The organism is Streptomyces sp. CGMCC 4.7035 (assembly GCF_031583065.1).
GTDB lineage: Bacteria > Actinomycetota > Actinomycetes > Streptomycetales > Streptomycetaceae > Streptomyces > Streptomyces yaanensis.
The window spans coordinates 3,406,893-3,422,145 of the sequence record NZ_CP134053.1; the positions used below are offsets into that span (position 1 = coordinate 3,406,893).

The window sequence follows — 15,253 nt, forward strand, 5'->3', positions numbered from 1 at the left end:
CGGGAATAAGACCGAGGAGTCAAGCCCATGACGTCGCAGGCAGCGGACGCACCGGAGACGGTTGTCGCCTCGCGCCGCTCCAAGCTCACGCCCGAGCGTGAGCAGGAGTTCTTCGACGCTGTGCTCGAACAGATCCGCGAATGCGGCTACGAGGCGCTCACCATGGAGGGGGTCGCCGCCAGCGCGCGGTGCAGCAAGTCGACGCTGTACCGGCAGTGGAAGACGAAACCTCAGTTCGTGGCCGCCGCGCTCAGGGCCAGCCGCTGTGCGCGGATCGCGGGTGCCGACACCGGTTCGCTCGCCGGGGACCTGCGCGCCGCCGCGCGGGCCGCGGCCCAGTGGTCGAACAGCGACACCAAACTGCTCCAGGCTCTTGGTCATGCCGTGATGCAGGACCAGGAGCTCGCGCAGGCGCTGCGCGAAGCCCTCGTCGAACCCGAGGTCAACTCTCTGCAGGGGATCGTCCGGCGTGGCGTGGAGCGCGGCGAGGTGCCGGCCGACCATCCGGCGCTGGAGTACGTTCCCGCGCAGCTGCTGGGCGTGATGCGCGTGCGCCCGCTCCTGGAGGGGCGGTACGCGGACGAGGAGTACCTCGTGCGCTTCGTCGAGGCGGTGCTGCTTCCGCAGCTCGGACTGACATGAGACTCAGGTCGCCGTCCGTGGGATGACCGGACGTCGGCCTGTTCGCGCCGCACCGTGGGGACGGGGGCGGCGCACCCCCGGCCGGGTGGGGTTCCTCTTGAGCGGAGAGGCGCCCCACCCGGCCGCACCACGTTCGGCCGGGTGCGTGCGGGACGCGGTCTCAGATGTTCTGGCCGTCGCCGCTCGCCGCCGACGCCTTGATGCCCTTGGTGATCTTGTCCAGCACGGCCGGCTCGGGCGCGTTCGATCCGACGTCGAGGCCGAAGCGGACGACGACGAGCCGCTTGGAGTCGGCGGGCGACGGGAAGACCAGCGACTCGACATAGCCGTCCGCGCCCTTGCTGGTGATCGCCTTCCAGCGGACCATGTAGCCCTTCTGCCCGGCCACGGTCACCGCCTTGGAGGCCAGCACCTCGTGCGAGGTGATCCCACCGTAGGACTTGCCGCCGTACGACTCCTCGGCGTTCTTGGCGATGTCCTGCTTGGCCGCGGCCTCGGCGGTGGTGGCCGTCAGCTTCTGGTCCTTGGCGGAGGCGGAGTACGCCCCGCCGGTGTTGCAGTTCTTCGACGTGTCACCGGGGCACTTGTACTCGTCCTTCGACTGGACCGCCGCGGTTCCGTCGACGGTGGTTCCGCCGGACCAGCCGTCGGGCACCGGGATGCTGATGCCGTTGGCCAAGTCGGTGGCGTATCCGTCCTCGACCTGCGGCTGCCCGGACTGGCCCGGCGCGGGAGCCTGGCCGCCCGAACCGCCGGACCCGCCGGATCCGCCCGAACCACCAGATCCGCCCTGACCGCCGAAGGGACCGCCCTGGCCCCCTTGGCCACCCTGGCCCTCCGGGCCGCCGAAACCGCCCGGGCCCCGGGAGCCCGCGGCGGTCCCGCTCCGGCCGTCGTTCGCGGTGAGCGCGTAGACACCGCCGCCGATGCCCGCCAGAACCGCGACCGCCGCCGCGACGGCTATCCCGGTGCGCACCCCGCGCCGCGCGGGGGCGGGCTGCGCACCGGGATACGGGGCGAACGGGCCGCCCGGAAGTGCGCCGACGGCCGACGGCTGCTCCGGCGGACCCCATGCGGCGGCCGGATCCGCGGGGCGGACCCGGTCCGTCCATGCCTTGCCGTCCCACCAGCGCTCGGTGGCGGGCCCGTCACTTGTCTGCCCGGGGTCGGGGTACCACCCGGGAGGAGTCACCTGCGTCATGGACCCACCGTATGAGGCATGCGTGAAAGAGGGATGAGAGGGGCCCGGCCGGGGTGACGGGCCTGCCCCGCGCACCCGGTCCGGCCGCCTCCGGCACGGGGTGCCCCGACGTTCGCGCACTTGACGCCCACTCCGCCCGCGGGGGCGGTCGCGGCCCTCCGGGTCTGTCGTCGAACTTCCGCCTGCCCAGCGGCGCCATGCACGCGCCCCACAACCTCAAGGGGGTGGGAGGCGCCCCCACTTGCCGCTCCAGGCCCAGCCCCCAGTGCCTCCAGACGAGGCCGGAGTCCGGCACGCCGCGAACACGCTTTCCCCAAGCCTGCCCCCCTGTGGTCGCAGGAGCCGCCCTCGGGGCGCAGGGCCGTCGCGGCGGCACACCGCCCGACTCCTGAGCCGGCCGCCATCGGTACCGGGTCACCGGTACCGCCGCCCGAGACGGCGACCCCATGGCTCGCACCGACCGCGCCGCGTCCGCGTCTGTGCGCTCATTCGACAGACCCCCCGATGCCACGGCGACGGAGGAAACTTGGCTTCATTTCAGGGGTGTTTGACTGTCAATTACTTTCACCGGGGCTGGTCGGCGGCATGTCGCGTCGCCCCCGGACACCCCGCGTCACCCGTCACGGCAACAGGTGCACCGACCTCCCCCCACCGGGTCCCGCGTACGGCTAGGCTCAACGTGTACGTCGTTTGGGCGACCTGGGGAGGTACCGGGATGACGCAGGCACGGCCCGGCGCGGCCGCCTCGGCTTCCCTGTGGGAACGCGATGCGGAACTCGCCGCCCTCACCGAGGCGATAGACGCCCTGCGCGACGACTCCTCGCCCTCTTGGGCGGGAGGCCTGCTCGTGTTCAGCGGCGTGGCCGGCATCGGCAAGACGGCGCTCCTTGCCGAGGCACGCCGCATCGCGGAGAGGCGCGGCTGCACGGTCTGGTCGGCACGCGGCGGCGAGACCGTCAGGTCCGTCCCGTTCAATGTCGTCCGACAGTTGCTCCAGCCCGCACTCGTCTCGCTGATGCCGGAGGAGGCGCGCGAATACCTGGGCGACTGGTACGACGTCGCGGGCCCCGCCCTCGGGATAACGGATCCCGGTGAGCGGCAGGCCGACCCGCAGGGCGTGTGCGACGGCCTGGTCGAGGCCGTCTCCCGGCTCGCCGAGCGGGAGTGGCCGCTGGTCCTGCTCATCGACGACGCGCACTGGGCCGACCAGGAGACCCTGCAGTGGCTGGCCGCGTTCGTCGAGCGCCTCGACGACCTGCGCGTGCTCGTCGTGGTCGCCCGCCGTCCCGGCGACGCCACCGAGGAGGGCGCCCCTCTCCTCGAAGCGATCGCCGCGGCCGCCCGCCGCCCGACCAGCACGCTGAGCGCCCTCACCCCCGAAGCCACGGCCGACCTCACGCGGATCACGGTCGGCACCCACGCGGACGACCCGTTCTGCCGCGAGGTATGGGCCGTGACCGGCGGCAACCCGTACGAGACCGTGGAACTCCTGGCCAAGGTGCAGGACAGCCAGCTGGATCCCGTCGAGGCGTCGGCCGCCGAACTGCGCGCCCTGAACCGCTCCGCCCGTGGCAACGGCCTCGTCGCCCGCCTCGAAGGCCTCGGCATCGAGGCCACCCGGTTCGCCTGGGCCGCGGCCATCCTCGGCACCGGCATCACCGTGGACCTGGTGGCCCGCCTCGCCACCATGCGCCGCGAGGAGGCCACGCGCTGCGCGCAACTCCTCAGCGCGGCCCGCATCCTCACCGAGCCCGACCCGGCGACCCGGCAGAGCGAGGACGGCGAGCTGGAGTTCGTGCACCCGCTGATCGCCACCGCCGTCTACCGCTCGATCCCCGACGGGCTGCGCACCGCGATGCACGGCATCGCCGCGCAGGTCGTCACCGACTCGGGACGGGGTGCCGCGGCCGCCTCCCGCCACCTCCTCGAAGTCCATCCGGACGACGACGAGGAACTCGTCGAGCAGATGCGCGAGGCCGCCCGTGAACACCTCGCCGTCGGCGCCCCCGACGCGGCCCGCCGCTGTCTTGAACGCGCCCTGCTGGAGCCGCCGCTGCCCGAGGTGCACCCGCACGTGCTCTACGAACTGGGCTGCGCCACACTGCTGACCTCACCCGCCACCACCATCGAATACCTCCAGGCGGCCCTCGCCATGCGGGGCCTGGAGGGCGACGTCCGCGTCGACGCCGTCTACCGCCTCTCCCAGGCCCTGCTGCACAACGACCAACTGGACGAGGCCATCCGCACCGTCGACGCGGAGGCGGCCCGACTGCCCGAAGGCCCGGGCCGGATGCGGCTGCGGGCCGTGCACTACATCTGGGAGGGCATCCTCGCGCTCCACGAGGGCTCGGCGGAGGGCTCCAGCGGCCTGAAGGAACTCGTCAGCAGTTGCACGGGCCGGGACAACTCCGAGCGTGTGCTGCTGATCGTGCGCGGCTTCGACGCGCTGACCCGCGGCGAGAGCGCCGAGGAGGTCGTGGAGTTCTGCGACCGCGCCCTCGTCAACGGGCGCCTCGCGCCCGGAATGAGCTGGACCGACACCGAGTGGGGAGTGGAACTCCTGCTGATGCTCGGCTGCTCGTACATCTACACCGATCGGCTGGACCGGGCCGAGAGTCTCCTGACGGAGGCGCTGAACGCGTACACCGCGGCCGGTTGGAGCGGCGGCCACCTCGCCCTCGCGCACGCCTTCGTCGGAATGGCCCACCGCAGGCGCGGCCGGCTCAAGGAGGCGGAGCGGTACCTGCGGGACTCTCTCCGGCTCGCCGAGCGCGTCGGACGGGGACTGCCGCTGTACTGGCCGCCGCTGTGCGGTCTCATCGACACGCTGATCGCCGCGGGACGCCACGACGAGGCCGAGCAGGCCGCCGGCCAGTACGGCTTCGCCCCGCCGTACCCGAACACGATCGTGCTGCCCGACATCCACTCCGTGCGCGGCCGGCTGCTGCTGGCCACCGGCCGCACGAAGGAGGGCATCAACGAACTGGAGGCGGCCGAGAAGGCCGCCGCCGCGCGCGGCCGCCACAACGTCGTGCTCGCCCCATGGGCGGGCGATCTGGCCCGCGCCCTGGCCACCGAGGACCCGCGCCGGGCCACCGAGCTGGCCATGACCGTGCGCCGGCAGGCCGAGCGCTTCGGCACCGACACGGCGATCGGCGAGGCCCTTCGCGTGGCCGCGGCCCTGGAGAAGGGCCAGCGGGCCGTCTCGCTGTACGCGCAGGCGGTGACGTATCTGGAGGCCTCTCCGTGCGCCTACGAACACGCGGCGGCGCGCGTCGAGTACGGGATCGCCGCGAAGTCGGTGGCCGAGCTGAACCGGGGTCTGACGTTGGCACGCTCCTGTGGGGCCGACGGGCTGGTGACCCGTGCGCAGGACGCGCTGGACCAGGGGTTGGGGCTTCGCTGAGGCCCCGAGCGCCTAGGCCCTGTCGTCAAACTCCCGCCTGCCCCGCGACGCCATGCACGCTCCCCCAAGCTCTTCGAGCAGGGGGGACCCCCACTCGCCGCACCGGGCGCAACCCCAAGTACATCCAGTACGAGGGTCAGCGCCCGGCACTCCCCCAAGCTCTACGAGCAGGGGGTACCCCCAGAGCACGCACCTGACGCCGCAGGGCCCGCCCTCCGGGCGGACGACGGGAGTTTGACGACAGGACCTAGGCCCGGCGCCCCCGCCGAAGGCGCCGTCAGAGCGCGAGGAGCTGATGGGTGACCGTCTCCAGCCGTCTCTGTACCTCCCGGTCGTACGTCTCCTCGTGCGCCCGGGACGGACGGGTGCCGTCGAAGTAGCCGCCGGTGCCCCTGTCCCGGGTCGCCAGGGCCAGTACACCGGGTGCGCCGTCCGCGACCGTGTTCCACGGCGTGATGCCGCCCTCGCGGACCATCGCGGTGTCCATGTAGGTGGCAGGGTGCAGGACGTTCACCGAGACGCCGGTGCCCTGTAGCTCCTCGGCCAGCGCGAACGTGTGCGCCGCCAGGGCGAACTTGCTGCGGCAGTACGCCGAGAAGCCGCTGTAGCCGCGTGTCAGCTCCGGGTCGGCGAAGTCCAACGGCTCCTGGCCCACCGAGCCGACGTTGACGATCCGGGCGGGCGCGTTCGCCCGCAGCACCGGCAACAGGGTCCGGGTGAGCACCACCGGGGCCAGGTAGTTGACCGCGAGGCGCAGTTCGTGGCCGTCGGCGCCGACCTCGCGCCCGGAGCCGCTCGGGCCGCCGCCCACACCCGCGTTGTTGACCAGGACGTCGAGCCGGGGCTGTGCGGCGGCCACCTCCTCGCCGAGCCGCCGCACCTGGTCGAGCGAGGCCAGGTCGGCGACGAAGCCGTGCGCCTCACCCTCGGTGCGCAGCTCCGCGACGAGGTGCTCGGTGCGGTCCGCGTCGCGTCCGTGCGCGAGGACGACATGCCCGGAGCGGACCAGCTCGAAGGCGACGTAGCGGCCGAGACCGGAGGTGGCGCCGGTGATCAGAACTGTGGACATGCCTCCACCCTAGGCACGGAGCGGGCCGGAGCGGGGGCATGAGAGAGGTGCTGGTGAAGCTACGACCAGCAGGGTCACCCTCCGGCGGTGTCCTCCTCGGCGAGCACCCGCTGCGCCACCGCGAACGCCGAGTTCGCCGCCGGCACCCCGCAGTACACCGCCGTCTGCAGCAGCACCGCGCCGATCTCCTGAGGCGTCAGCCCGTTGCGGCGGGCCGCCCGCACATGCATGGCCAGCTCGTCGTGGTGGCCGTGTGCGACCAGCGCCGTCAGCGTGATCATGCTGCGCTCGCGGCGGGACAGCGTCGGGTCGGTCCAGATCTCCCCCCAGGCATAGCGGGAGATGAAGTCCTGGAAACGGGCGGTGAAGGGGGTCTGGCGTGCCTGCGCCCGGTCCACGTGCGCATCGCCGAGGACCTCGCGGCGCACCTCCATGCCGCGTCGCGCGCCTGAACCGAAGTGCGCCCGCAGGGCGGTCAGCACGGCCTCGGGGCACTGGGCGGGCGCCAGGTGCGAGGCGCCCGGGATCTCGACCAGCGCGGAGCCGGGGACCGCGTCCGCGATCTCCCGCAGATGCGCCGGCGGCGTCGCCGGGTCCTCGCGCCCCGCGATCAGCAGCGTCGGCACGGCGATCGACGACAGCCGGTCGCGGATGTCGAACGCGGCGAGCGCGTCGCAGCAGGCGGCGTACGCGGCCGGATCCGCGTCCCGGTGGTCCTGGACGAGCCGCGGCACGGTGAAGGGGGCCGTGAACCAGCGGGCGTCGGCGGTCGCCGCGACCGGCGCCAACCCGTCCCGGCGGACCAGCGCGGCCCGCTCCTCCCACGGCTTGGATCCGTTGAAGTGCGCGGACGAGCAGATGACGGCCAACGACGAGACCCGCTCGGGGTGGTGCACGGCGAGGTGCAGCCCCACCGCGCCGCCGAGCGACACCCCGGCGTAGGCGAACCGGTCGACGCCCAGCGAGTCCGCGAGCGCCAGCACCAGATCGGCGAGGTCGGCGACCGTCGCGCCGGGACCGATGAGGTCCGGTGCCGAACCGCCGTGACCCGGCAGGTCCCAGCGGATCACCCGGTGGGTGAGGGACAGTTCGGGCGCGACCTTGTCCCACAGGGCGTACGAGGTGCCGAGCGAGGGTCCGAGGAGCAGCGGGGGAGCCGTGGCGGAGCCCTCGGCGTGGTGGTGCAGCGGCTTGTCGGTCACGAGCGCTCCAGGGCACGGTCGGTGAGGGTTTCGGCGGAGCCGGTGTAGCGGGTCGGATCGGTGAGGCCGTCGAGGTCCAGGTCCTTCAGCTCCGGCTCCTCGGCGAGCAGTTCGGCCAGGCTGCGGCCCTCGGCGTGGGTACGCCGGGCGGCCTCGGTGAGCAGTTCCTTGGCGCGGGCGCGGCCCAGCACGGGCGCCAGCTCCGCCGCCAGCCGCTCGGAGACGATCAACCCATGGGTAAGGCCGAGGTGTTCGCGCATGGCGTCCGTGTTCACCCGGAGCCCTTCGGCCAGTTCGGCAGCGTGGCGCGCGCTGCCGCCCACCAGTCTCAGCAGGTCGCGCAGCGGCTCCCACTCGGCGTGCCAGGCCCCGGCGGGGCGTTCGTCCTCGGCGGCCAGTGATCCGTACAGGGTGGCGGCGAGCTGCGGTGCGCGCCGGGCGGCGGCCGCGATCAGGGTCGCCCGTACCGGGTTCGCCTTGTGCGGCATCGCGGAGGAACCCCCGCCCGTGCCCTCGGCGACCTCGGCGATCTCCGTACGGGAGAGGGTCAGGACGTCCACCGCGATCTTGCCCAGTGCTCCGGCCGCGAAGGCGAGGCAGCCCGCGAGATCGGCGATGGGGGTGCGCAGGGTGTGCCAGGGCAACTCGGGTGAGACAAGGGAGAGTTCACGGGCATACGCATCGGTGAGCGCCCGGGGGTCCGCCGAGCCGTAGACGGTGAACGCGGCCAACGTGCCTGCCGCGCCGCCCAGTTGGACGGGCAGACCGTCCCGTACGGCCCGTACCCGGTCCCGTGCGTCCAGCACCAGCGACCGCCAGCCCGCCGCCTTCAACCCGAAGGTGGTCGGCACCGCGTGCTGGGTCAGTGTCCGCCCCGGCATGACCGTGTCCCGGTGGTGTGCGGCGAGCCGGGCCAGTGCCCCCTGCGTGTGCTCCAGGTCCGCCAGGACCAGGCTCAGCGCGCGCACGGCGACCAGCATGGTTGCCGTGTCCATGATGTCCTGACTGGTGGCGCCCTGGTGGACGTACGGCCCGTACTCCGCGCCGACCGCCTTCGTCAGATCGGCGACCAGGGGGATCACCGGATTACCGCCGGCGCGGGCCCGTACGGCGAGGTCCCGCGGGTCGAAACGCCCGGACCCGGCCGCCTCGGTCACCGCTGTCGCCGCCTGTGCGGGAGCGAGCCCCAGCGAGGCCTGGGCGCGGGTCAGCGCCGCCTCCGCGTCGAGCAGTGCCCGTAGATACGCGGTGTCGCTGGTCGCGGACGCGGCGGGGGAGCCGGCCCACCCGGGGGCGAGCAGACCTGTCTCGGCATCGACAGGGTCGACAGGTGTCACCGGAACTCCAGAAAGACCGTCTCGCCCTCGCCCTGAAGGCGGATGTCGAAACGGTATGTGCCGTTGCCCTCGGCGGCCGCGATCAGCGTGCCGCGGCGCTCCCCGTCCAGGCGCGCGAGCAGCGGGTCCGCGGCGAGCGCCGCCTCGTCGCCCGGCAGATAGATCCGGGTGAACAGGTGCACGAGCAGTCCGCGCGCGAAGACGCACACGCTGATATAGGGGGCGCTCTGCCCGCGCGCGCCGGGCCGCAGCGTACGCGCGTACCAGTGGCCGTTCGCGTCCGTCTGGACACGGCCCCAGCCGGTGAACTCGACGCCGTTGCGGCCCAGGTAGCCGCCGGTCGAGGGGTCGCGCCGGATCGAGCCGTCCGTCGTCGGCAGGTTGCCGTCCGGGTCGGGACCCCACAGCTCCACGAAGGCGTCCGGCAGCGGGTTGCCCTCGCCGTCGTGGATGTAGCCCTGAAGGGTGATCGTGTCCGGGTGGCCGAGCGGCGCGATGTCACCGCCGCCCGGGAACGGCAGCGCGTACCCGTAGAAGGGGCCGACCGTGTGCGACGGGGTGGGGAGCACGTTCGCGGGGATGCTTGTGTCGATCTTCGTCATGGGTGTCAGCGTCCTTCTTCGATCCAGGTGGCGTTCGGGCCGTCGAGCACGATGTCCCAGTGGTAGCCGAGCGAGAACTCCGGCACCGACAGGCTGTGGTCGTACGTCGCGACCAGCCGCTGCCGGGCGGCGTCGTCCGTCACGGACTGCAGGATCGGGTCGTACGGGAAGAGCGGGTCGTTCGGGAAGTACATCTGCGTCACGAGCCGCTGCGTGAACGCCGTGCCGAAGAGCGAGAAGTGGATATGGGCCGGACGCCAGGCGTTGACGTGGTTGCGCCACGGGTACGGTCCCGGCTGGACGGTGGTGAAGCGGTAGAAGCCGTCGTCGTCCGTGAGCGTGCGGCCCACGCCGGTGAAGTTCGGGTCCAGCGGGGCGTCGTGCTGCTCGCGCTGGTGCGCGTACCGGCCGGCCGAGTTCGCCTGCCAGATCTCGACGAGCTGGCCGCGCACCGGGCGTCCGTCCCGGTCGAGCAGACGGCCGGAGACGGTGATCCGCTCGCCGATCGGCTCGCCCCGGTGGTGCCTGGTGAGGTCGTTGTCGATCTCGGTGATGTCGCGCTCGCCGAAGGCCGGGGACGACAGCTCCACCAGCTCCGGGTCCTTGGCCACGTCTATCGTGATCGGTGGCTGCTTGGGGTGGCGCAGCGCGGAGGAGCGGTAGGGGGCGTAGTCGCGGCGCGGATGGTGCTCGACGGGCGCGCCGTCGGCGACCCGCTTCTCGTAGGCGGCGTGCTCGGCCGCGATCTCCTGGTCGATGTCGTGCTGAGTGAGAGTCATGGGGGTTCCTAAGCGGGTTCGGCGATGTCCGGTGCGGCCGGCAGCGCCCCGAAGGGGCGCGGGGCTGTATCGATGTGCGGCTCCGCCGCGATGTGGGTCCCCCCTGCTCATGGGGGTCCCCCTGCTCGAGCGAAGCCGAGAGCTTGGGGGAGAAGCCGGGAACTTGGGGGAGCGGCCGGCCACAACGCACTCGCAGGTAACGGACCGCATGTCCAGCGGAGCGCTCAGCGTTCGAGGACGAGGGCGAGGCCCTGACCCACGCCGATGCAGAGGGTGGCGACGCCGGTGCCGGAGCCGCGTCGGGCGAGCTGGTGGGCGACGGTGCCGGCCAGGCGGGCACCGGAGGCACCAAGGGGGTGGCCGAGGGCGATGGCGCCGCCCTGGGGGTTGAGGACGGCCGGGTCGAACTCGGGCCACTCGGCCACACAACCGAGGACCTGGGCGGCGAAGGCCTCGTTGAGTTCCAGGACGGACAGGTCGTCGAAGGTCCTGCCCGCCTTGGCCAGGGCCCGGCTGACGGCCTCGACGGGGGCGAGGCCGAAGTACTGCGGGTCGATCGCCGAGACGGCGCTCGCGCTGATACGGGCGAGCGGCTCGCGGCCTGTGGCCTTCAGGCCCTCCTCGTCCGTCAGGAGCAGGGCGGCGGCACCGTCGTTCAGCGGGGACGCGTTGCCCGCGGTGACCGTGCCTGTCTCCGTGCGGAAGGACGGCTTGAGCTTCGCCATCGCCTCCAGGGAGGCGTCCGGGCGTACGCACTCGTCGGCGGCGAGGACGACCGGGTCGCCCTTGCGCCGTGGGATGGACACGGGTGCCAGTTCAACGTCGAAGAGGCCGTCGGCCTGGGCCTTGGCGGCCTTCTGATGGGAGGCGAGGGCGAACTCGTCCTGCTGCTCGCGAGTGATCCTGTGCTTGTCGGCGATCAGTTCGGCGGACTCGCCCAGCGGGATGGTCCATTGCGGGTTCATCCTCGGATTGACCATGCGCCAGCCCAGCGTGGTGGAGTACAGCTCGGCGTGGCCGGCCGGGAAGGGCCGGTCGCTCTTGGGGAGGACGTAGGGGGCGCGGGTCATGGACTCCACCCCGCCGGCCAGCGTGATGGAGGCGTCCCCGACGGCGATGGCGCGGGCGGCCTGGATGACCGCTTCCAGACCGGAGGCGCACAGCCGGTTCACGGTCACCCCGGGCACGCCGGTGGGCAGGCCGGCCAGGAGGGCGGCCATGCGGGCGACGTTGCGGTTCTCCTCGCCGGCCCCGTTGGCGTTGCCGAAGTAGACGTCCTCGATGCCTGTCGGATCCAACCGCGGGGTGCGGGCGAGGAGTTCCCGGATGGCGTGCGCGGCCAGGTCGTCGGGGCGGACGGAGGCGAGGCCGCCGTTGTACCGCCCGATGGGGGTGCGGACCGCGTCGACGATATAGACGTTCTTCACTTGAGGCCCTCCGCGACGGTCAGCTTGGCGTCGGTCTTGGCGATGATCTCCTGGACGTCGACACCCGGGGCGCACTCCACCAGCACCAGTCCGTCGTCGGTCACGTCCAGCACGGCGAGGTCGGTGATGACCCGGTTCACACACGCCTTCCCGGTCAGCGGCAGCGCGCACTCCTGAAGGATCTTCGGCGAGCCGTCCTTCGCGGTGTGGGTCATGACGACGATGACGGTTCGGGCGCCGTGGACGAGGTCCATCGCCCCGCCGATCCCCGTGACCAGCTTTCCGGGGATCGCCCAGTTCGCCAGGTCGCCCTTCTCCGAGACCTGCATGGCGCCCAGCACGGCCACATCGATGTGCCCGCCGCGGATCATCGAGAAGGACAGTGCGGAGTCGAAGAAGGAGGCACCGGGCAGGACCGTGACGGTCTCCTTGCCCGCGTTGATCAGATCGGGGTCGACCTGGTCCTTGGTGGGGTAGGGGCCGGTGCCGAGGATGCCGTTCTCCGACTCCAGGACCACCTCGACGTCCTCGGGAAGATGGTTCGGGATCAGCGTCGGCAGGCCGATGCCGAGATTGACGTACTGGCCGTCCCGCAGTTCGCGCGCGGCCCGGGCGGCCATCTCCTCGCGTGTCCAGGCCATCAGGAACTCACCGTCCGCTGCTCGATCTTCTTGTCCGCCGCCTGCTCGGGGGTCAGCGCCACGACCCGCTGCACGAAGATGCCGGGCACATGCACCGCGTCGGGGCCGATCTCGCCGGGCTCGACCAGTTCCTCCACCTCGGCGATGGTCACCTTGCCCGCCATGGCGGCCAGCGGGTTGAAGTTGCGGGAGGACTTGTTGAAGACGAGGTTGCCGTGCCGGTCGCCCCTGGCCGCCCGGACCAGCGCGAAGTCGGTGCGGATCCCGCGCTCCAGCACGTACTCCGTGCCGTCGAACTCGCGCACCTCCTTGGACGGCGAGGCCAGCGCCACCCCGCCCTGCCCGTCGTAGCGCCACGGCAGCCCGCCCTCGGCGACCTGCGTGCCGACGCCCGCGGGGGTGTAGAAGGCGGGGATGCCGGCCCCGCCGGCGCGCAGCCGCTCGGCCAGCGTGCCCTGCGGGATCAGCTCCACCTCCAGCTCCCCGGCCAGATACTGGCGCGCGAACTCCTTGTTCGCCCCGATGTAGGAGCCGGTCACCCGGGCGATCCGTCCCGCCGCCAGCAGCACCGCGAGACCCGACTCCATCGCCCCGCAGTTGTTGGAGACGACCGACAACCCGGCGACGCCCCGCTCGTACAACGCCTGGATCAGCACGTTCGGGACACCGCTCAGCCCGAACCCGCCCACCGCCACAGATGCGCCGTCCGGCACATCGGCCACCGCCTCATGGGCCGTGGCGACCACCTTGTCCATCCGTGAAGCCCCATCTCTTCCAAGCGTCCCGACGGTCGATCAGTCACAATTAATCAGGGCACTGAGTATTTCAGCGAGGTTCCCCTCACGCTGCCACTGCGGCACCGAGGCGTCAATACCTGAGGTGAGACGCCAATTACCGGCGCCCCGGCGCGCAGACAGGTCCGATCGCCGCGAGTATCGTTCAGTGCACCAACGAAAACGACCACGGGAGCGCACATGGCCGCTGTGGACCTCTCCACCCACCCCGGGCACCTTGCCCGGCGGCTGCAGCAGGCCCACTACCTGCTGTGGAACACGATGGTCTCCGAGGAGATCACCTCACCGCAGTTCGCGGTCCTGAACGCGCTCGTCGCCGAACCGGGGCTCGACCAGCGCACCGTGGGGGAGCGGGTGGGCCTGGACCGGTCCACCATCGCCGAGGTGATCAGCCGGCTCAGCCGTCGGGGTCTCCTCGACAAGGTCCGCGACCCGCAGGACGGCCGCCGCTTCCTGCTGCGCCTCACGGACGAGGGGCTGCGGACGCACCGCAGGCTGACGGTGCGCACGGCCCGGATGAACCAGATCTTCCTGGCTCCGCTCTCCGCCGAGGAGCAGAGCGTGTTCTTCGATCTCATCCAGCGTGTCTCCGAGGCCGCCGAGGGGTTGCGCAACCCGGAGACGCCCGTCGCGGGGGCCAAGACCTGACGCGGTCCGCCGAGCGGACCGGTGCGCAGTACCGTGCTGGTGCAAGGGCGTCAGCAGGGCCGCGGTGCGGTCCGGACAGCGTGGAGCCGGAGGGGCGCGCCGGTGTCGACGGGACCGGGGGTCCCCCTGCTCGAAGAGCTTGGGGGAGCGGGGAGGCCCGAAGGGCTGAGCGCGGTCGTTCTCTCGACACGGGCTGAGGCGCCCCGCAGGCGCAACGCACGAAGAGAGCCGAAAGGAATCAGCCATGGCGGCCGAGGCCGAACCCGCGGGGATGAGAACCGTCCAGCGGGCGATCGACATCCTGGGACTCTTCGACGAGAGCCACCCCGCGCTCTCCCTCCGCGAGATCGTCTCCGCCTCGGGACTGCCCAAGACCACCGTGCTGCGCCTGCTCGGCACCCTCCGGATCAACGGTCTGCTCTGGGTCGACGAACACGGCCGCCACATCGCGGGCCCTGCCCTGCTGCGCTGGTCCCGACTCGCCGAGCAGGCCTGGCGGCTGCCGCCCGCGGCCGGGGCGATCCTGCGCGACCTGGCCGCCGAACACAGGGAGACGGTGCACCTGTACGTGCGCCGCGACGTCCACCGCGTCTGCATCGCCCAGGAGGAGGGACCGCAGACGCTGCGCCAGGTCGTCAGGGTCGGGGACGAACTGCCGCTGTGGGCGGGAGGGGTGGCCAAGGCGCTGCTGCTCGATGCGCCGGAGGCCCTGCTGCGCCGGGTCGCGGAGACCTCGCCGTACGGGGCCGCCCACCTGGAGACGCTGCACGCGTGGATCGAGGAGACGCGGACCCAGGGGTATGCCACGAGCCACGGCGAGCGCGAGGAGGGACTGTCGGCGGTGGCCGTGCCGGTGCGGGGGCGCGGCGGAGCGGTGGTGGCGGCCCTGTCCTTCGGCGGGCCCAGCACCCGGTTCACCGACGAGCGTGTACGGCGCTTCGCGGAGGGGCTCGGGGCGGCGGCGGGGGAGCTGGCGCGGGCGGGCCTGCCGTTCGAGGGGTGAGCCGACCCGAGTGAGCGGGGCCGACTGGTCCGTTCAGCGGACCAAATGTGCCGCTGTGCGGATAGGCGGCTAGGCTGAGGCTCAGCAGCGCCCTATGCGTACCCGGGAAGGAAGGCGGCACCACCGTGGACCGGACCCTCGTCACCCGTTCCCCGCACTCGTCCGCCGACTGGTGGATCACCGCCGACCAGGCGCGGCACGCGGCGCAGAGTGGACTCGCGGACGCCGCGACGGCCCCGGACCTGCTGCGTACGCTCACCGAACTCGACAAGGCCCGCCATGAGTCGGTGGTGGCCGTCGGTGCCGCGGTGGAGGCGCTGCTCGAGGGCGGGGTCGCCTGGGAGGCGATCGCGGCGGCACTGGGACTCGGCTCGGTCGAGGAGGCCCGCCAGGCGCTGGCCACCGCCCGCCAGGAGGCGGGCGCGGCGATCGAACGCCGGCTGGGCCGACGGGCGTAACGCCCGCACTCACAGCCCCACTCGCGGCCCCGTTCACGTCTCCG

Annotated in this window: 14 protein-coding genes; 5 read left to right on the top strand and 9 right to left on the bottom strand. The window is 72.4% G+C overall.

Features of this window, described 5'->3' with window-relative positions; translation table 11 throughout:
* Positions 1–27 precede the first annotated feature (27 nt).
* Positions 28–642, top strand: coding sequence for a TetR/AcrR family transcriptional regulator (locus Q2K21_RS14410; RefSeq protein WP_310770699.1), 615 nt, complete (start codon positions 28–30; stop codon positions 640–642).
* Positions 643–802: 160 nt separating this feature from the next.
* Here Q2K21_RS14410 and Q2K21_RS14415 read toward each other — a convergent pair whose 3' ends face one another.
* The gene (locus Q2K21_RS14415; RefSeq protein ID WP_310770701.1) at positions 803–1,843 is read right to left on the bottom strand and encodes a DUF2510 domain-containing protein; all 1,041 of its coding nucleotides are present in this window, start codon (positions 1,841–1,843) and stop codon (positions 803–805) included.
* A gap of 715 nt (positions 1,844–2,558) precedes the next feature.
* Here Q2K21_RS14415 and Q2K21_RS14420 point away from each other — a divergent pair.
* Positions 2,559–5,249, top strand: coding sequence for an ATP-binding protein (locus tag Q2K21_RS14420; protein ID WP_310770703.1), 2,691 nt, complete (start codon positions 2,559–2,561; stop codon positions 5,247–5,249).
* A 277-nt stretch (positions 5,250–5,526) separates the two neighbouring features.
* Here the strand turns inward: Q2K21_RS14420 and Q2K21_RS14425 are convergent, their stop codons facing one another.
* The 8 genes from Q2K21_RS14425 to Q2K21_RS14460 all read right to left on the bottom strand — a co-directional run bounded on the left by Q2K21_RS14425 (position 5,527) and on the right by Q2K21_RS14460 (position 13,061).
* A complete protein-coding gene (locus Q2K21_RS14425) occupies positions 5,527–6,318 on the bottom strand; it encodes an SDR family NAD(P)-dependent oxidoreductase (protein ID WP_310770706.1) in 792 nt (263 codons plus the stop codon).
* A gap of 74 nt (positions 6,319–6,392) precedes the next feature.
* The gene (pcaDC, locus tag Q2K21_RS14430) at positions 6,393–7,520 is read right to left on the bottom strand and encodes a bifunctional 3-oxoadipate enol-lactonase/4-carboxymuconolactone decarboxylase PcaDC (RefSeq protein WP_310770708.1); all 1,128 of its coding nucleotides are present in this window, start codon (positions 7,518–7,520) and stop codon (positions 6,393–6,395) included.
* On the bottom strand, positions 7,517–8,857 hold the full coding sequence (gene pcaB / locus Q2K21_RS14435) for a 3-carboxy-cis,cis-muconate cycloisomerase (protein WP_310770710.1): 1,341 nt from the start codon (positions 8,855–8,857) through the stop codon (positions 7,517–7,519). Before pcaB ends, pcaDC begins: the two co-directional genes overlap by 4 nt.
* Positions 8,854–9,459, bottom strand: a complete 606-nt coding sequence (gene pcaG / locus Q2K21_RS14440; RefSeq protein WP_310770711.1) for a protocatechuate 3,4-dioxygenase subunit alpha — start codon at positions 9,457–9,459, stop codon at positions 8,854–8,856. Before pcaG ends, pcaB begins: the two co-directional genes overlap by 4 nt.
* A 5-nt stretch (positions 9,460–9,464) precedes the next feature.
* Positions 9,465–10,238, bottom strand: a complete 774-nt coding sequence (pcaH, locus tag Q2K21_RS14445) for a protocatechuate 3,4-dioxygenase subunit beta (protein ID WP_310770713.1) — start codon at positions 10,236–10,238, stop codon at positions 9,465–9,467.
* A gap of 224 nt (positions 10,239–10,462) precedes the next feature.
* Complete coding sequence (locus tag Q2K21_RS14450; protein WP_310770715.1) at positions 10,463–11,665, bottom strand: thiolase family protein; 1,203 nt, start codon at positions 11,663–11,665, stop codon at positions 10,463–10,465.
* On the bottom strand, positions 11,662–12,306 hold the full coding sequence (locus Q2K21_RS14455) for a CoA transferase subunit B (protein WP_310770717.1): 645 nt from the start codon (positions 12,304–12,306) through the stop codon (positions 11,662–11,664). The genes Q2K21_RS14450 and Q2K21_RS14455 overlap by 4 nt, the downstream gene beginning before the upstream one ends.
* A complete protein-coding gene (locus Q2K21_RS14460; protein ID WP_310770719.1) occupies positions 12,306–13,061 on the bottom strand; it encodes a CoA transferase subunit A in 756 nt (251 codons plus the stop codon). Before Q2K21_RS14460 ends, Q2K21_RS14455 begins: the two co-directional genes overlap by 1 nt.
* Before the next feature lie 219 nt (positions 13,062–13,280).
* On the opposite strand from Q2K21_RS14460, the gene Q2K21_RS14465 reads away from it, so the two are divergent.
* The 3 genes from Q2K21_RS14465 to Q2K21_RS14475 all read left to right on the top strand — a co-directional run bounded on the left by Q2K21_RS14465 (position 13,281) and on the right by Q2K21_RS14475 (position 15,209).
* The gene (locus tag Q2K21_RS14465) at positions 13,281–13,748 is read left to right on the top strand and encodes a MarR family winged helix-turn-helix transcriptional regulator (protein ID WP_310770721.1); all 468 of its coding nucleotides are present in this window, start codon (positions 13,281–13,283) and stop codon (positions 13,746–13,748) included.
* A gap of 244 nt (positions 13,749–13,992) precedes the next feature.
* Positions 13,993–14,751, top strand: a complete 759-nt coding sequence (locus Q2K21_RS14470) for an IclR family transcriptional regulator (protein WP_310770723.1) — start codon at positions 13,993–13,995, stop codon at positions 14,749–14,751.
* A 125-nt stretch (positions 14,752–14,876) separates the two neighbouring features.
* Positions 14,877–15,209, top strand: coding sequence for a hypothetical protein (locus Q2K21_RS14475; RefSeq protein WP_310770724.1), 333 nt, complete (start codon positions 14,877–14,879; stop codon positions 15,207–15,209).
* Positions 15,210–15,253: the final 44 nt, after the last annotated feature.